A 17,825-nucleotide genomic window follows, 5' to 3' on the forward strand; every position below is an offset into this window, starting at 1 on the left:
TTCCTCCTCTTAATGGTTTACTACTAACAACTTAAGAACCTTCAATGCGCTGCAAGACAAGTCCTGACTCCTGACAGTCAAAAACCTCGGGCGAAAGCTTACGTAAATCTTCAATTCGCCAGCCATTTCCCTCTTTTGCCAAAAGAGCTAACGCTTCTTCTAATGAGCTTGCCAAAACAGCTGCTGTCGCGGCTGTATAAAAATCCTGATGAACGCAAGGCTCCTCAATCATGCTATAACTATGAAATTTTCGATTATGGCGCCACAAATAAAGTTTCACTTGCCTCACCTCGTTTTATTGACTTGAGTATTACTTGTAGTATTATAATAGCATTGATTGTAGAGCCTTACAAATGAAAAGAGCGCCACTGCAGGCGCCCATGCTTCGTGGTATACTTCTTATTTAGCATGTAGAACTTTCTTCTTCTGCCCAGAAAAAGAGCAGCACTAGAATGATGATGATAATAACCCAGTTGTTTCCTCCGCGAAAGCCGCCGCCGCAAAAGCCCATAAAGACTTCCTCCTTTTTGCCTCTGTCTCATTACAGTGTATCCTATGCATAGAGAAGGTGCGGGGTTCCGCAATCTAAGACCATATTTTGACCACAACAACTCCTTTTTAGCCAGCTATAATATACATGTTTCACGCTGGTATAACTCCTGGAATAGCCATCGAAGATCAAATAGTCAGTAAGCTTTTCTCTAACAGTCTGTTGCTTTATTATGCCGATGCCTTCATATTTCCAGAAAGACTTATTACGCTTACAAATCCAAATGATAGCATTCGTGAAATCTCCAACACTTCGGATTTAAAAATGCTGCAAAAATTTTAGATCCATTATTAAAATAGAAACGAGGTCAGTGGATTAGTATTCCACTGACCTCATTCTTTTATTTATCTGCTAATTATTCATAGAATATATAATAATCGCTTGCTTAGAGTACTATCATTTTACGTAATAACTATTTTCCTTATCTAATAATGCCTGATTCCAGAAAATACCTGCCTCATTGAACCTTGGCTCAATAATCAGCTGCCCCTTAGTATCCATATATCCCCATTTACCGTTCTTTTTAACTGCTAACAAATCAAAGGATCCGCCCATAAGGTCTGATGAACTGCTATACTCCGCCGGAACAACCCATTTTCCGGCAGTATCAATTAGGCCCCACTTGCCATAAGCTTTAACCTTAGCAAAACCGCAGAAGAAGCCAAGTTTTTCTTGTAACGCTTCCGTCTCAGGAAAACCTACCTCATCATAGCGGAAAGCAATAACCGTTTTCCCTTCGGTATCAATAAACCCCCACTTCTCGCCTATTCTAACGGCGGCCAAACCATCATTGCCAAAACTTGAAACTTCATCAAATTTTAACAAAGTCAAAGGCTTACCCGTTGTATCAATAAATCCCCATTTATCATCTTTTTTGACCTGGGCAAATCCTCTCCGAAAAGCTGACATCTTGTCATATTGGGCCGGTACGATAAATGCCCCCGTCCTGTCTGCAGCTCCCCATTTTCCCTTTACATTAACAACAGCGAGTCCATCATGAAACTCTCCTGTAAAATCATTTTTAGTCGAAAGAACTTCTTTACCGGTTTTATCAATATATCCTCGTTTCGTATTCTCTGGCAAAAGGTCATTAGTACGGATATCTACCACACCTGCAGTAGCCCCTACCACTACCATGACCGCGTCAAAAATGTTGAACGATCTTTTTACAACTCTGACTTCTGCTAATCCGTTCTTAAATGGAAAAACACTATCGTAGTCAGAAGCTAACACGGTGCCACTGCGATCAATGTAACCCCAGTTTTTATCAGTCTTAACCATAGCAAAACCGTCTTGAAATCCATTGCTTACTTCAGGAAACTGCTCTTTGATAATCATTGCACCAGTTTTATCAATAAAGCCATACTTTCCCTTTCTTTTGACAGCAGCCAATCCTTCGTTGAATTTCAAAGCATCTTCAAATTGAAAGGGGATAATCACTTTACCATTATTGTCAATATAACCCCATTTTCCATCGCTCTTTACCGGTGCTATCCCATCGCCAAACAGCCCTGCTTCCTTATAGCCAGGAATGGTTAACATTTCTTTTATTTTGTAATAACCCCATTTACCACTATTTTTAACAACAGCAATATTTTCGCTTATACCAGCTACTTCATCATATTCTACCGGGACAACAATTTTCCCTTGCGTATCGTAATATCCCCACTTACCTTTATACTTTACTGCTACGAAACCATCCTTAAAAATTCCCACCTCATCAAACTGACAAGGTATCACCATGACTCCTTTTTTATCATAAAAGCCCCAGCCCAGTTCCGTTTTTACTGCTATTAAACCATCTTGGAAGGCTCTGATTTCTTTACATTCGGCTGGAATTACAAATTGCCCTTGCGGATTAATAAACCCCCACTTGCCATTGAGCTTTACACCAGCTAACGCAATATCAGAAGAGTTGCGATTATCCTGAGTTGGTTCCCCCTGCACCACAGGTTCAGTAATTATCGGATCAGCTGCACTGTTTTCAATTTGTGCAGCTGCTTTTACAGGAAAACTGCCTAATAAACATACATAAACAGTAATTAATCCGACAAAAATTTTAGTCCATTCTGTTAACCTCATGCTAATAGTTCACTCCTATTCCTAAATTTTCCTACAACAACAAAAGACATTATATTCCAATTCATACTAATTTGCAATGTTTTTTTGCAAGATAAATACAATTTTCGACATTTAATCAAATGCCTTTTATGTTATAGATAAGCGTTAAAAAAGCCGTTACCCTGACAAAGTCAACTGGATGCGGCTTGTATCTTGCATTCATTAAGAGCATTCATTAGTAATAGTTTTTGCAGTATAGCAGCATCAGAAATATCCCAGTTAGGTGCGTTCTTCAATACATAATTTAAATATGCATAAGGATTAAGATGATTTTTCTTCGCCGTTTCCACCAGACTATAAATTATACTACTAGCTGTTGCATCTCGCGACGTATTAGTAAACATAAAATTTTTGCGACCAATTATAAACGGCTTAATACTTCGCGCAATACAGTTGTTATTAATTTCAAGCTAAATGCTCTATCTTTCGTACTCTTCGAGTTAGGAACAGACTTAAGACGCTCTGAACTACTAGCGTTTCATTGAAAAATATGGATTTTAGCAAAAAAACTTTAACGATCGAAGGTAGTGTAACAAAATTAAGAAAGACTGCGTATCTTTTCTACCAATAACAAAAACGATTCATCTAATCGTTTTGCTACTAGACATAGTGATTGAAGAATTGAAGCAGTATAAATCAGAGCAAGGACCAACTACGCCTGATGACATCGTTTTTAAGAACCGTAAAGGAGGCTACATTCGTCCTTCCACTTTTAGCTATACAGTTCCATTATACTTGGCTAAAAAACGCAGGACTGCCTCATACTCGCTTTCACGATCTAAGGCATACTCATGCTACAGATACGCTTCAACAAGATGCTGTAAATAAATTTGATGATATTCTGCAAATGACTACGCCTAAAACTCACAAAAAATAATTTGCCATAGCACTCCGGTAGCACTTTTAAACATGAAAAAAGACTTCCCAAACTGGGAAGCCTTAATCTTGTTGGTGCCGAAGGCCGGACTCGAACCGGCACGAGGAGACCTCGTCTGATTTTGAGTTTAAAGAGCAGCATTTTTACAACTAATATGTAATGGAAACAAGTCGTTTTTAACAGCTTCTGATCACTATTCTATTATCACTAGCCTCCACTATAATACCCTTTTTTTATCTACATAGTCGTATTGGTAGTCGTACGACTATTTATCCTTATCAATCATGCCTTCTTCTAATAAACCTCGTAACTTCTCAGTCGCTTGCTCTTGCATGCCAGGAACAAGATGGCTATACGTATCCAAAGTTGTAGTAATGGTAGCATGACCCAATCTTTCTTGTACTACTTTGGGATGTGTGCCAAGTTTTAAGAGTAATGTAGCATGTGTATGACGCATATCGTGAAATCTAACTACTGGTAGCCCCGCATCCCTCAATACATCTTGAAAGCAGCTTAGAAACCATCGAGGATCTATACATTTTCCGTTTTCATGACAGAACACCAAGCCACCATTAAGATAGCTTTGTCCCCACAGCTCTTTCTCTTCTTCTTGTTTACACTGCAATGTTTGCAGTTCAGCAATAACTTCAGGCGGAATAGGAATACTGCGAATAGACCGCTTTGTTTTTGGTGTAGAGAAAACTAAACCATCTTCTTTCGTCCGAATAAGAGATTGTCGAACCATGATAACGCCATTATCCAGATCAACATCTTGCCACCGTAATCCCAGTAGCTCTCCTCTCCTAAGCCCTGTCGCCCACTCTAATAAAAATGCTGAATAGTATTTAGAGTACTTATGTTGTTTAGCCACCCTTAGAAATCGATTTACTTCCGCTGCCGTTAATGGTCTCATTTCGGGAGTAATTGATTTAGGCTTGTCTACCATTTCCATAATATTGCGCTCAATAACATTTTCTTTTACAGCTTGCTTTAAAGCATGATTTAAGACAATATGAATGTATTCTACGCTACGCTTAGCCAGCCCTCCTTTCCCATCTTTTCGTCCTGATGATAACTTATCACGATATAGCTTTTGTATCATCGCAGGACGTAAATCGGCAAGAACAATATCACCTATGCTAGAAGTAATATGCTGATCAATTAAATAACAGTAGCTTTCCCATGTAGACTGCTTAACTTTTATCTTAATATTGTTTTTCCACTGTTCAAGCCATTGTTTAACCGTCAGCTTTTCAATAATAGAAGCTTCTGCACCGCCACTTTCTTCTGCTTGCTCCAAATTTATAAGATACCGTTTGTGTTTTTCTATAACCTCAGCTCTTGTTTTCCCATAGAAGGACTTTCTCTTCTGTTTCCCGTTGGCATCGGTTCCAATTGTGATTTTGTATTCCCACGTGCCATTTGGTCGCTTGTATATCACGCCCTCGCCATTTCCACGTTTTCGTGCCATAATTTACTCCTTTGCAAATTTCGCTTGGTCAAATAAAGGGTGCAACAGCTACAAAACGATAGCATCATTGCACCCTAGAAGTATGTTTTTAGTTCGCTTGTACGGCTGAGTTATGATCGATCCACTCCCGCAACGAGTCACGAGGTATCATAAAAGCTCTGCCCAATCGAATATGTGGCATCGATCCCCCTCTGCACAAACCTCTTATTACATCTGTGCCGTACCCTAGAAGCTTCGCTGTTTGGATTGTATTTAGCATTATCGGTAAATCATCCCAAGATTTGCTTTGATTCATCAAATTTCTCTCCTTTCAACTATAAAACTAATCCATATTCCTTATACCAACTTTAAAGTTAGGCTTTATACGTAGTTAATAATCTTATTACACCTTAAACCCCATCAGATAAAATAATACCTATCTAAGAAAGCCCGCATACCCTTGAGTAAACTAAACTCTTTATCTATATATTTTCAATACCCTGTGCAGTGCGTTCTTCGAACCGTTGCTTAAAAGTTTCAAATGACATTGCTTTAAATTCAACCTTGCTTAGGTCACTTTTATCTATGCCTTCTGGAAGAAGAGTAATTCCTCTTATGGGAATGCCCATCTCTTTAAATTTTTGGAAATCATGCTTTGCTGATTCAACGCTTTTAAAAATACCATTTAACTCTTCCTTTGTTTTAAAGAACTCGACAATTCTCATTAATTCATTTTCATCTTTAAATTCTAATTGAATACCTTGCATCTTAGTCATACTTGCATCTCCCTTATAATTGTATTAGAAATTCCGATTCATTTGCAATGCAAAAAAATTATTATAGCGAAACTTATCACCTCCAATGACTTTGATTTTTAAACGTGGTTTACATCGCCTTTATTTGCAAAGGAAATTCCGATTCATTTTTAATACAAAAAAAATAGCTAATTTTACCTAGTCCAAGATATACCCATTCTGATTTTACCTTCCGCATCAGGATAGTTTATAGTCCTGTTAAAGCGCCCATCTTCTCCAAGAGTATATAGAACCCCAACCCGCGCGTCAAGATTGCCTATCTCCAGCTCTGCTTTAGCCTTATAAGCCAGCCAATAAAAAGCACCTAAAAACAAATCAGTTTCTGTAGAATAGCGTCTTTCCACCAGTTCTTCAGTCCATACATCATTCTCGATAGCTAAAGCAACTTCTCTAAATTGAGCAATGCGTGCTAGTGAAAATCCAAAATCAGGGCCGTGCATCATTTTGTAACTTGCAATAAATTGCACAACTGTCTCATTAGGATAATCAGTAATCTTACCCTGTCCTCTTCCTGCACCTGACCTTTCAGGTTTTGGAATGACCCTCGCCGCATCGTAAGTCAGTAAAGTGCGTGGTGTTATCTTAATATATTTCGTCTTACCAGTAACTGAATCGATAGAAGGGCTTTTCGCTTCAACAGCAGCTATAACTTCTGTAGGTGTCATTATAACTCCTTTCAAATGAACCAGAATTTCGTTTGCATTATTACAATATCATATTTATTTTTAAATGTCAAGCATAAATAAAAAATTCCATGACCCACACTGGAACCATGGAATTCTCTTGCTAATGATAACTATTTATTTACCAAGCCACTCCCTTAGGCCATCGCGTTTTACCTTGTATCGACTCCCAATTTTAATCTTTGGAAAATCACCTAGCTGCATCAATTGATATGTCTTTACAATTCCTATGCGAAGAATTTCACTAGTTTCTTTTACTGAGAGTAATAACGGTAAACCGTCCCAATCATGAATTGTCATCTATGTCTTCCTCCGTTAATAAGGCAATCATTGCTTCGTTCGATCTGTATTTCATAGCATAAACAAAAGCCGACCGCCCCAAGTAATCCCTTGCTGCAGAATTAGCACCATTTTCTAAAAGTATATAAATAAGGTTTTCAGCATTTAAACGAGCAGCAATCATTAAAGGCGTAATACCAGTTTTATCACACTTATTCGGATCGGCACCATTTTTCAAAGCGAGTTCAACAGCCTTTAAATCAGCTTTACTTACTGCTGTTAAAAACTGCTTGTCTACTGTTTTCATAAGAAAAGATCTCCTTATATATTTCATTATAAAGTCGCATACGTACAGAACAAGGAACCTTATTAAAATCCTGAGCATCATACCATTGTTGTATTCTCTCGTCCGGAAGCTGAACTTGATATAAGTACGCTAAGCCCACTATATCTCTCGCTTTCTTTAAACACCTAGCATATACTCTATCTATCGGAACTCTAGGCCACTTTTTTTCCAGATATTCTTGAGCCATTTTAAAAAGCCTATTTCTTACGAGCTTTAAATATAGAGTCTCTTCTGCCTCAGTTCTTGCTAAAGCATCTGCGCCATACTCTAGTAGCAAATTCATTACCTCAACACTCTCTGCATAATGCAAGGGAGTCGCCTTTAGGTATTCTCCAACAAGATTTACTTCTGCACCATTTTCTAAAAGCCATTTAGCAATTTCATAACAATTCCATCTTACAGCGATAAACAACATGGTTTCTTTTTCTTCGTTTGCATAGTTTATATCAAGGTCTTCTGTAAATTTCTCTTTAAGGGTCTTTAAATCATTGATTCCTACCAAGAAGAATAACTCTTCATACAATTCCGTCTTATCCATTTATATGTGTACCGTCCTGTTCTTTAAGTATTTTTTCATTAAGACTATTGCAGTAGGCTAAAATACTTTCCTCAGCTTCCTGCTCTGACTTATAAAATTGCTGTAACATCTTATAATACGTACGATAATGTAACCCTTTTGGTCTTCCCTCCAAAACATAACACTCATTACATGCAGTAATGATCCCTATTTTTAGTAATTTTTTCCTTATTCTTTGCATTTTGTTGAGCCGAGTTAAAATAGGGTCATTCCCCTCACTGCGACTCTGATAGTTTAGATTTAAGCAACGTCTACAAAGAAAGCACCGCGTATCCGACAGGCATCTTTGCAATACAGGCTGATATAACTTTCCTACCCGTCTGCTGCATTTCGGACAAATAAACCAAGGACGTTTTCCTCCAAAGAAGAGGGGCGTATAGGACAGAAAGACTATAAATCCCAAGCCCTCCTCCTCATTATTCTTTCGATCATCCTTTTTACAATAAAGCTTTAGGCGATCCAACTCACTACTAATTAAAACCTCTGCGTAAATCGACTTATCAAGGGGATGCTGCCACATCAGTGTATATGTACGTATGCAGCCAATGCCACCACTGCGATTCAATGAGTTTACATCAAGAACTATACAATCTTCTACATAGGCTGGAGGATTCATAAAATGCTTTATCATCGCTGTTCTAAAAATCGCCTCCGCATGAAATCATTAGGAAATTTTCAGTCGAGGGCCTCTGCAACGACAGCAATCTCATCAGTTATACCCATAACTAAATTAAGCCCCAATCCTTGCCACATTGTGCTTCCATTTGCTCCGCTACGGATACTATGGAAGCCTTTTTCTTTTAGATAGCCTCCGAATTGCCTCTGACTATAACAATACTCTCCTGTATCATTACACCATTCCGTATAGGTGCGATAAAGATCACTAGCTGCTATACGGCTCGCTGGACTAACTTGTAGGCAATCGGTTATAAAAGCATTCATCCAATCCATTTCTAAGCGATATTCGTCCGTTGCTTCTTTCACAGCGTTTGGAATCTCCAAACCGCTTTGTTGCCATTTAATGCAGCCCTCAACAGCCCATCGCAAAATGCCAGGCAGTTCTTCTTGCAGTTTCCGCTCTAATTCCGGGTCTCTTTCTTGTTCAGGAATCGTAACAGTGAACGGAATTAATCGAATCCGTCGCCAGATTCCGTTGTCTGTTCCCTTAACCTGTGGCTTATGATTCGTAGCTAAAAAAAGCTTAAACTTAGGTGTAAACTCGAAAAATTCCCCATGTAAAAATCGAGCAGTCAGCTTATCGCCACCAGTCATTTGCTTCACTAACGCTTCATCAAAGACTCTTCCTTGCGTAGCCTCTGATGCTACTACAATACGTGAACCTTTCAGCCGTGCTATATCATTACGAATTCCGTCATTCTTTTTGGCCATAAGCGTATCTGTCGGTGTTTGCTGCGCATACTCGCCCAATAGGCTTTGCAAAGTATTTAAAAAAACAGATTTTCCATTAGCCCCACTTCCATATAAAATCATCAGACACTGTTCACGTGTACTCCCTGTTAGCGAATATCCTACAGCTTTTTGTAAAAACTCAATGAGTTCCTGGTCACCATTCATTACTTTATGAAGAAAAGCGTCCCATTGAGGACATTGCGCTTTTTCATCGTAATCAATTAAAGTAATCTTACTCATAAGAGCTTCCTTGGCATGCGAACGTAAATTTCCTGTTTTCAGATCAATTATTCCATTAACGACATTTAACAGCCAATCATCAGCATCAAAATAATCAGGACGCACAGAAATACTTGGTTCTGCAGCTGCAAACTTCATCATCCCTTTGACCTGATTTAAGCCTTCGGATTTTAAAGAGTGGCGAATCAGCTTTTGTCTTTGTTCATCATCGTCTAGCTCAGCTGCCTCGGAATAAATCCCTCGAATGGTCGCCTTTGCCATTTGCATCATACGATCACCAGGGTCTATCTCAAATCGATTTTCATTCCAGACATAAAACTTCTTCATCGAAGGACAATATTTAAAATCACTACCAAATCTCGCTACCATCCGTTCCCCATTGCCCATATCTGTCTTGCGAAAACTCTGTGCACTTATAGAGCGAATATTCCCTTCCTCGTATCGAGAAGCACTAAAGGCAATACGACAAACCTCATCTTCATCAAGTGGCGGATTACATTGCGACTGATTAATTACCTTTAGCGTCCCTAAGAGAGCCGCCTCAGTTATACCTTGGCGTCTTAACGAACAAGCTAATGAAAATAATCGTTCATTTCTTCCGCCCTCTTTTATTGTTGTATTAAGATTACTTTCAAAGGCTCTTGACTTTGTTTTTTTCTGTAAACGTAGTAAAAGCCACTCGGGTATTGACGCTAGCTTGTCGCTCCATTCCATCCATTGGTATACACCGCCACTTTTATGCTTACTAGGTGCAGCAACAACATAGCCGCCATCAGTCTTAAAATCCACTCCACCGCAAACGCTGCCCGCACTGTTTTGAATCATATTGCCGGGATACTGAAAAAATATATGCGATCCACCACTGCCAGTTCTCACTTGGCATTTTTTCGGCAAGACTCCATGGGTTTCTTCAAGAAAAGCAAGGTTTTTATCTCCACCATGACGAGGATCAATATCTAATACGGCTATACCTGCTGTCTTTCCAGTTGCAATTCCAATATTCGCGTCAGGCCACTTTGTCCACCACTGTCGAATAACAACTTCATCTAAACTAGCGTCTTTCACTCCGTTAGCGGTACGTGGATGCTTCCCTTCGCTTTTGCAATCAGTTTTTCCACAGGAGCAAATTCCTTTAGCATCGGGATTGTGTAGCGGAAAAACCGGCCACCCTAAACGACCGTATGCAAGAGCTGCTTCTAAAAGAGTATTTTGGTTGACTTCTATTGACATAATTAGAGAAAAGCCTCCTGATATTTCTATATTTTAGGCCATCGCCTTACTCATTTGCTTTAGTTGGCTCATTGCGGACTTTTCATCAAATTAAGCGGTATCATAACTAAAAAAAACACATCACAACAAATTCGTTCATTTTTATTCCTGTCTCCACAAAATATTATACCTATTAACATTTTTTTGAAATTCGACTGTCAGCTTAGTCATTATGTCAGAATAACCTTACATCAAGCCCATTATGGTACTTAGAAACAGCCAGAAAAATTTTTATCATATTAAATACTTTTTTTCATTTTTGTTTTAATTCATTTCTTCTCCTTACTAATTAATATACCGGATTATAAAAACCCCTCTTATATAGCTTTAACCTATAATTTGTAAAGCTAATTCCATGAATTCTCCCATTTTACGGTGAAAAATTTATTTTTTTAATGCTTTACTTGCTCTCCCATCTTTCTAAAAACTGCAAAAAGCATAAAAAATGCCGCCTATTACGGCGACACAAACAACTCAAATTCACATATACCCAGCTTCTTTAAGACTTTTATATTGTCCACCAGAGCTCACTATCAAATGATCGAGTACCTTTATCTGCAATAAGTCTCCAGCCTGAACCAATTGCTGAGTTAGTTCAATGTCCTCTGTACTAGGCTCTATATCTCCACTAGGATGATTATGAACCAAAATACAGCTAGCAACCGAAAACTTGATCAACGGTTTAAACAATTCTCGTGGATGAACCAAGCTAGCATTCAATATACCTGATGAAATCTGCTCTTTAAATATAACCATATTTTTTGTATTTAGCCCTATCGTCATGAATTTTTCGACCATGGCAAATTCCAAGTCGTTCCGAATCACGTCATAGGCATCTTTGGGTGAACGAACAACAATTCGTTTCCCCCTGTTCGGGTCGTTAACTGCCTTGACAAATTCCAGAATAGCTTTAAGCTGCTTAGCCTTTACCACCCCCAGACCTTTAATGCGCTGCAAATCGACTTCCTCTGCATTCATAAGTGTCTGGATTGTCGGATACTCAGTAAGCAACGACTCGACAATATACCCATCTGGATTTTCTCTCAGACAGCCAGCAAGCAAGTTACGCATGGTTTTCATCAGAAACCTCCCTGTTAAATAAACCGTTTTCAGTGAAAGAAAGCGTCGCCTTCTGTATGTTCATTAAATCCGCTAATGCTATACCATCAAGCAATCCTTGCAAATACACAGCTTCCTGTTCTGCTAGAAAACTCTCTGTATCTTCATCTTTTCCTCTGCATTGATCTCCTACAAGACACGGCTTGATATTTCGTATCGCTATCACTATTCGTCTGCCAATAAAGTCCAAAAGATCTTTCTTTAGATTTTTCATACAACCCCCTCCACCTGCACACGATCCAGCATAATTCGTACCTGTTTACGCAAAACGTCTATAGTGGAACGTACTTCACCTAAGTTCGTTTCTAGTAATCCCTCATACGTAGCCACCTGATGATTAAGCCCTTGGAGCTGCTCAATAGCATATAAGCGCCTCCTCGTGTTTTCATTCCACCATAAAAACGTTTACTGAAGCTACTGAACCTTACTGAAGATAAATTTTCCATTTTTTCTACCTTATTATTTCCTATACGAAAAATAGTTTTTTTACTTCAGTTCATTCAGTTGCTTCAGTGAAAAATAACTAATGATTTCTTTATCTCTGGAACCCCCGTACTAAAGAATTCTATTAGCTAACATCCTTTATTTTGATTAAACGAAATACCTTCGTGGAATTGAATACTGTCTGATGAATCTAAAGGAATGGTAAAATGCTCTTTCACTGAGCAATCCGCATATCGTTTCAAGCGAGAATAACTATATATCACGCCGCCTCACCAGCCCCGACCACCACATAAGATTCAATAATAACACTATCTCTTCTTTTGGTAATGACAGCTTCAATTACCGTTTGAGGTGAAACATCTAGAATTTCAGCCTGATCCGACCACGCTAGAAAACACTTTCCAGCTTGTTCTAATATAGCTCTGGCGAATACCTGACCGTCCCCCTTTAGCCTTGGCTCTGATCGAATAATCCGGTATTGATTTTGCTTTATCAATACTTGCCCACCTGACGGCTCTAAATCTGAATACGAAGAAGCTAAAGATATATCACTTATTTTTCTCCCCTCACTATTTAGCCAAGAAGATAACTGTTCTCCTATATGACGCTCTGGTTTGAAGTATCTTCCATCAAAAATCCCGGTACGATCTTTGGAGACAGTAGCAATGTGATCTGTGTTTAAATCAAATACTGTAGTAAATTCGTATTCGATGCCTTCTCTCTGAATAGCCGCAGTACCAAGTTTTTTCACAACAGCCTTGCCATTTTCATGAACTTGAACATATTCTACCTTTGTCCGTAACGTTGCAATAATATGACAGGAGGATTTTAATATAGCTTCTACGAGTGCATTGTGCTTTGGAGTAAACTCTCTCCATGCAGCCCAGCTATTCCCTTTAAATTTACCGTCTGTGGCTTTACCTTGCTGATCCAAAATTCCCCCTTCACCAGACCATGCATGACTGAGCGAATCAATAATAATCACCTCAAAACCTTTTTGCTCAGCCAACTTAATTGCCGTAATATACTTTTCCGGTTCGTACGGCGCTTCGAGAGTCAGTACCGAATATGGACCTAAATGAGCATACAACTCAGCACTACCATTTTCACTGTCAATTAAAGCAATCTTTGACCAATCACATAAACCTTTGGCTATCATTAGAGCGCTGTACGTTTTTCCTGCACCACTTGGCCCAGTAAGAGCCAACCGTAATTTTGCTCGTTGTCGTTGCGCTGCTTTAAACTCCATAATTCGCACTCCTTCTTAGCTTTTTCTTTGTAATAGAAATTCAATAAATGCCGCCACCAGCTTTAATAATGAAACTCCTATTCCCACATAGCTCCCTCCCCTTGATTAAAATACAAAAAGACCCAGCCATATAGGCCAGGTCTATGATTCACTTCATATTGCTTATACCAAGTTCAAATCTACTTATTATATAATATTTGATTCCAAAGTTCGTCTTCTTTTTCACCCCAGTTATCTGACGCACTCATTACATATAATCTTGAATTCTTTTCATCTTCTATAACTGCATACTTAATATTATCTTTTATAATATAAGGGTTTGAAGTACCGACTCTCTTTTGTAGTGCTGCTCTTAGTTCTTCAATCTCCCCTCTAGTCATTTTTGGATTAAAGGCAGAAAGAGTGGCGATCCACATCGCCCGCATATAAGCAGGATCATGTTGACTAATTTTACTTGAACTAGAGTGCAATAACATTACCACCAAAAATTGTACATTATTGTCTTTATCAGCAAGTCCCCATATATGAAGCCTATTATCAAGATCATATGGCCTATTAGAAATGTCATTATTGTAAAATGCTGATTTTCCTTTACGCTCGAACTTATTTACTCTGAGGAAGTCAGCTACTATTTTATTGTACCCACTTTGAAACTGATTCCTTGTAATTCCTAAATTATGCTCTTTTAAACTAAGGAAGAAAGTAGTTCCAACGCCTATTAAAAATACTACAATTAATATTCGTGCCCACCATTTCTTAAACCAAGCTTTCTTTTCGTGCTCCCCCTTATCTATTTCCACATTTTCTCTTTTGCTGTTTAAGTTTTGTTTTACACTTTTTTCAGTTCCACTGCTCCCATTCATTGAATCATCACCTTATCACAAACTATTTTTATTTAAGTAAGCAAAGCACTGCTGATAAATACTCAAACTACTGCATCATTCAATCAGCTTTTCGTAACAAAGAAATTTCTTTTAACCCCACAGACATAATTGCAAAAATTAGCAACCATGAAATGGCTGTAAGAATAAGCATATGCATCGGAATTTCAAAAACGGTAGTATGAATATTCATATCCCACACAGTATGCATCACGATTACAATGAAAAAAACCCTCAAAAAGCGAAAACTTCCAAGCACTTTTCCTTTGAGCCCATTTGCTGATTTAGCCATACAGAATGCTGCACCAGATAAAGCCGCCCAAACTACATGCCCCCCTGGCGCAAGCAATCCCCTTATAAATATAAGGTCATACATATCACGAGATCCATAATGACGATACCAGCCTAACGCATATCCAGCAGATTCAAAAGCTGCAAATCCAGCTCCAACAGCTGCACCAATCAAAAGGCCATTAAGAGTATATTTATATTTATCATTGTTCAAAATCCAAACTATAGGAATTAATTTAGCAATCTCTTCGACAATTCCGATTATCAATGGCAAGTTGCTTCCTCGACCAAACTCCCGACTTAACATCAAAGTAATAATCATTGAAAAAACCCCACCAATTAGCAAGGCTTTCATAAGCGAATACATGGATATATTCTGCGGAGCATTTGATTCCCAAAAAAAAATCAATAATGAAAACGGAATCATAAAAGTCCCCATAATAATAAGTCCTGGTAGAAAAATTTGGTTTCGAAAGAGTTCAAACCCTAGAAATAGCCCAATATACGTCAACAATAACACAAAGAAAATTCTCGAGAATATCCAAGGTCGTGGCCACGTATCTGATGCTTCTTCAATTTTAGGCGTTGTTTTTACTGTCCCTAATATCAGAAACGCTTCAACCTCATCCGAGGTATGCCGCTTAAACACGTTAGAAAAAACATCACTCAATTTTAAACCATCAGGCATATTCATACCCGCAACTTTAGTAATTTTACGCGCTAATCGAACCAAAAAGCTTGGCTTATCCTGCTCCTCTGCAAACTCATGCAAAGTTTCATTATTATCATTTTGTGAAGTGCTTTCGTGCACTGATGCATTTACGTGCGGGGTAGACCCCTCTTCTCTGTCTGCAAAATCCTTTCTCTGAGGTCTGTGCCCACTACAACGAGGCATAGCACACGTAGCCCCATTATCTCGCCAACATTTTGCATGATATACTTCGCCGCAATCAGGACAGGTCACAGATTCGTCCTTATAGCCAATTGAAAGATCACAATATGAGCATATGGATTCAGTAAACCTACTTTTCGGATTTAATTTATTTTCATTAATAGGCGTGCCGCATTCTATACAAAATGAAGTATCGAATGGCAATACAGTCTTACATACACTACAGTACTTTTTATGATTATCAGCTATTGGCTCTTTTTCTAAAGAAGTTCTATTATCTTTTGAATTCTCCTCATACCCACTTTTAATAACAACTTCTTTTTCTCTTGGTAATTTTGTATTTCCATCTAATGGCGGTCTCTGCACTACAGCAGCTGGAATCTGACCATTTTTATAGCACTCGATTAATAATTTCAACTCTTCCTTTGTAATATTGGGCCTCTCTTTTTGAACTAAGAGGCAGTATTGCATCAGTTCCTCCCTCGATGGTTGCTTCAAATTCATCTCCTCCTATAGTGACAAGTCAGTCTTCTATTTCATCTCATTCGTGCTCCGTACTTAAGATAAAACCTCTCATATCCACTCAATTGGCAAGAAAACGATTTACCAAATGGCCCCAAAGCCGAATTTTTCTCTTTTAATTCTAAGCATTGTACTAAAGTCAAATTGCTCAAGAGTTTTATCCTGTCTAATAAAACCTTTTACATCAATGCGATCATAATACTTACAAGAGCAGTCAATTAATTTTACGCTCTTTATCCAGTGTCATTTTGACACTTAAAATATTAAAATTCCCTTTAAATAACATATTTTCCTGCAATAAAATGTCTTATCGCCACAACAATTGAACTCCCTGACTTTACAATGTATCTTTTAGTCAAGGAGTGTGCAATATGGAAGGTCTTGGAAGCAGAATTAAACAAATACGGGACAATCGCAGTCAAGAAGAATTTGCTTCACTGCTTCAAGTAGACAGAAGCACTCTCGCCTCTTGGGAAATTGACCGCAGAGAGCCAAGTTTGGAGCATTTAGTAAAGATAGCCACTAGCGAAAACATTAGTCTTGATTGGCTAGCTGGCCGCTTAGATGAAAAAGATCTTCAGCAAGCTACTGCTTACATTTCACCAAGCTGGCTAAATCTTATTGATTTCTCGCTTAATTCTGGAATCTCACCTGAAAATATACATAAATTAATCACTACCGCTTTGGCATTGAAAAAATAAAATGCAATGGGCGGTTTTTTTATATCCCGCCCCATCCATATACTCCCTTTTCAATTAATTCAAAAGAGCTTCATTTTCTGTAGTATATACTTGCACATCATCCTTACAACAAGTTATCTCATTTATAATTTGCTCCGGGGATTGATTTCCAAAAAGAACTCTCATAACTAAAAGATACGCTTCATCCGCATTAAAAACGGCACAACGAATCAACTCTAGTACAAGCGAAGCAAAACTTTGCTCATCAATGATTGGCGTTGAAACTCTGTATGCAATTAATCCTGTGCCAATATCAGCTTGCAAGTTTCCAATATAAAACAAGTTATTTAACCTGGTGGCGAGCTCCAAAATCTCATTGATTTTTCCTTGTGGTATTTTTACAGGCAGAAAAACAACAAACGAATAGCGATCATCAATTCGTCCACAGCACTCCCATTCTGCATTTTCAGTGATGAAGCGAGTAAAGAATTCCCTTTCGTCACGTTGATTCACTTCAAAATTCCATTCCTGCGTTGAAAAAAGCTTTTCTACTTCACTAATCACGTTTCTCATCCGAGACACCTCCCAATTTAAAATAATATCCATTGAACGAAAAAAGAGCTTACATGCAGTAGGCTCGTTTCTTATACCACTTTATTTTCCTATCCTTGTACTGTATACTTAACCACTGAACTATATAATTACAAAGCAAAAGGAAAACCATCAATTAATATTCTAGGAGGCACACGATGAAAGATTTAATTGAAAAGGTTGAGGAAAAGTTTTCGAAAGAATTACTTGCGATAAAATTCTTGGAAGAACTAAGTTCACCATCTGGTAAATCCAAAGATATGAATCCATATAAAGCTATTCTTATTAAGAGTCACATGCGAAGCATAGCCATCTTTGAAGTTCAAAATAAAAATAACGATGTTATATATTATGTCCTATGTATTGATGGGCAATTTAAAAAAATATATGCCAAAGAACATGCTAATGAAATGTCTAATGATTTCATTGAATTAAAGAATAAATGGAATAAAATTAGAAAGTAAACGTCTAATATTAAGAGCTATGCTTGGAATCAATAAAAAGAAATAAGTGAAAATACCGTCAGGTAAATCAAATTT

General features: G+C 38.1%; 19 protein-coding genes. 2 read left to right on the forward strand and 17 right to left on the reverse strand.

Annotated features, from left to right (window positions below; all coding sequences use genetic code 11):
* Nucleotides 1-31: 31 nt before the first annotated feature.
* From AC0MXB_RS15580 to AC0MXB_RS15655, 16 genes are all read right to left on the reverse strand, one after another.
* The gene (locus AC0MXB_RS15580; protein ID WP_474040640.1) at nucleotides 32-280 is read right to left on the reverse strand and encodes a hypothetical protein; all 249 of its coding nucleotides are present in this window, start codon (nucleotides 278-280) and stop codon (nucleotides 32-34) included.
* Between the two features lie 666 nt (nucleotides 281-946).
* Nucleotides 947-2,632, reverse strand: a complete 1,686-nt coding sequence (locus AC0MXB_RS15585; RefSeq protein ID WP_474040641.1) for a WG repeat-containing protein — start codon at nucleotides 2,630-2,632, stop codon at nucleotides 947-949.
* 170 nt (nucleotides 2,633-2,802) lie between these two features.
* Nucleotides 2,803-3,015 carry a transposase domain-containing protein gene (locus AC0MXB_RS15590; RefSeq protein WP_474040642.1) on the reverse strand — a complete coding sequence of 71 codons (213 nt, stop codon included), beginning with the start codon at nucleotides 3,013-3,015 and terminating at the stop codon, nucleotides 2,803-2,805.
* 798 nt (nucleotides 3,016-3,813) lie between these two features.
* The gene (locus tag AC0MXB_RS15595) at nucleotides 3,814-5,019 is read right to left on the reverse strand and encodes a tyrosine-type recombinase/integrase (RefSeq protein WP_474040643.1); all 1,206 of its coding nucleotides are present in this window, start codon (nucleotides 5,017-5,019) and stop codon (nucleotides 3,814-3,816) included.
* Nucleotides 5,020-5,107: 88 nt separating this feature from the next.
* Nucleotides 5,108-5,314: a helix-turn-helix domain-containing protein gene (locus AC0MXB_RS15600; RefSeq protein WP_474040644.1), complete on the reverse strand. Its 207-nt coding sequence runs from the start codon at nucleotides 5,312-5,314 to the stop codon at nucleotides 5,108-5,110.
* A 166-nt stretch (nucleotides 5,315-5,480) separates the two neighbouring features.
* Complete coding sequence (locus tag AC0MXB_RS15605) at nucleotides 5,481-5,774, reverse strand: hypothetical protein (RefSeq protein WP_474040645.1); 294 nt, start codon at nucleotides 5,772-5,774, stop codon at nucleotides 5,481-5,483.
* A gap of 173 nt (nucleotides 5,775-5,947) precedes the next feature.
* The gene (locus AC0MXB_RS15610) at nucleotides 5,948-6,478 is read right to left on the reverse strand and encodes a hypothetical protein (RefSeq protein ID WP_474040646.1); all 531 of its coding nucleotides are present in this window, start codon (nucleotides 6,476-6,478) and stop codon (nucleotides 5,948-5,950) included.
* A 135-nt stretch (nucleotides 6,479-6,613) separates the two neighbouring features.
* Nucleotides 6,614-6,796, reverse strand: a complete 183-nt coding sequence (locus AC0MXB_RS15615) for a helix-turn-helix domain-containing protein (protein ID WP_474040647.1) — start codon at nucleotides 6,794-6,796, stop codon at nucleotides 6,614-6,616.
* Complete coding sequence (locus AC0MXB_RS15620) at nucleotides 6,783-7,082, reverse strand: ankyrin repeat domain-containing protein (protein ID WP_474040648.1); 300 nt, start codon at nucleotides 7,080-7,082, stop codon at nucleotides 6,783-6,785. The genes AC0MXB_RS15615 and AC0MXB_RS15620 overlap by 14 nt, the downstream gene beginning before the upstream one ends.
* A complete protein-coding gene (locus tag AC0MXB_RS15625; RefSeq protein ID WP_474040649.1) occupies nucleotides 7,042-7,659 on the reverse strand; it encodes an ankyrin repeat domain-containing protein in 618 nt (205 codons plus the stop codon). The genes AC0MXB_RS15620 and AC0MXB_RS15625 overlap by 41 nt, the downstream gene beginning before the upstream one ends.
* A 714-nt stretch (nucleotides 7,660-8,373) precedes the next feature.
* On the reverse strand, nucleotides 8,374-10,578 hold the full coding sequence (locus AC0MXB_RS15630) for a phage/plasmid primase, P4 family (RefSeq protein ID WP_474040650.1): 2,205 nt from the start codon (nucleotides 10,576-10,578) through the stop codon (nucleotides 8,374-8,376).
* 519 nt (nucleotides 10,579-11,097) lie between these two features.
* Nucleotides 11,098-11,697, reverse strand: coding sequence for a JAB domain-containing protein (locus tag AC0MXB_RS15635; protein ID WP_474040651.1), 600 nt, complete (start codon nucleotides 11,695-11,697; stop codon nucleotides 11,098-11,100).
* Complete coding sequence (locus tag AC0MXB_RS15640) at nucleotides 11,681-11,950, reverse strand: hypothetical protein (RefSeq protein WP_474040652.1); 270 nt, start codon at nucleotides 11,948-11,950, stop codon at nucleotides 11,681-11,683. Before AC0MXB_RS15640 ends, AC0MXB_RS15635 begins: the two co-directional genes overlap by 17 nt.
* A gap of 489 nt (nucleotides 11,951-12,439) precedes the next feature.
* On the reverse strand, nucleotides 12,440-13,429 hold the full coding sequence (locus tag AC0MXB_RS15645; RefSeq protein WP_474040653.1) for an ATP-binding protein: 990 nt from the start codon (nucleotides 13,427-13,429) through the stop codon (nucleotides 12,440-12,442).
* Nucleotides 13,430-13,608: 179 nt separating this feature from the next.
* Complete coding sequence (locus AC0MXB_RS15650) at nucleotides 13,609-14,292, reverse strand: hypothetical protein (protein WP_474040654.1); 684 nt, start codon at nucleotides 14,290-14,292, stop codon at nucleotides 13,609-13,611.
* Between the two features lie 79 nt (nucleotides 14,293-14,371).
* Nucleotides 14,372-15,991: a PrsW family glutamic-type intramembrane protease gene (locus AC0MXB_RS15655; protein ID WP_474040655.1), complete on the reverse strand. Its 1,620-nt coding sequence runs from the start codon at nucleotides 15,989-15,991 to the stop codon at nucleotides 14,372-14,374.
* Nucleotides 15,992-16,386: 395 nt separating this feature from the next.
* Between AC0MXB_RS15655 and AC0MXB_RS15660 the strand changes: the two genes are divergently transcribed.
* Nucleotides 16,387-16,716, forward strand: coding sequence for a helix-turn-helix domain-containing protein (locus AC0MXB_RS15660; RefSeq protein ID WP_474040656.1), 330 nt, complete (start codon nucleotides 16,387-16,389; stop codon nucleotides 16,714-16,716).
* A 54-nt stretch (nucleotides 16,717-16,770) separates the two neighbouring features.
* Here AC0MXB_RS15660 and AC0MXB_RS15665 read toward each other — a convergent pair whose 3' ends face one another.
* A complete protein-coding gene (locus AC0MXB_RS15665; RefSeq protein WP_474040657.1) occupies nucleotides 16,771-17,268 on the reverse strand; it encodes a type III secretion system chaperone family protein in 498 nt (165 codons plus the stop codon).
* Nucleotides 17,269-17,444: 176 nt separating this feature from the next.
* Here AC0MXB_RS15665 and AC0MXB_RS15670 point away from each other — a divergent pair, with 176 nt between their 5' ends.
* Nucleotides 17,445-17,750, forward strand: coding sequence for a hypothetical protein (locus AC0MXB_RS15670; protein WP_474040658.1), 306 nt, complete (start codon nucleotides 17,445-17,447; stop codon nucleotides 17,748-17,750).
* The last annotated feature ends 75 nt before the right edge of the window (nucleotides 17,751-17,825 follow it).

This window comes from Pelorhabdus sp. sgz311001 (assembly GCF_055901755.1).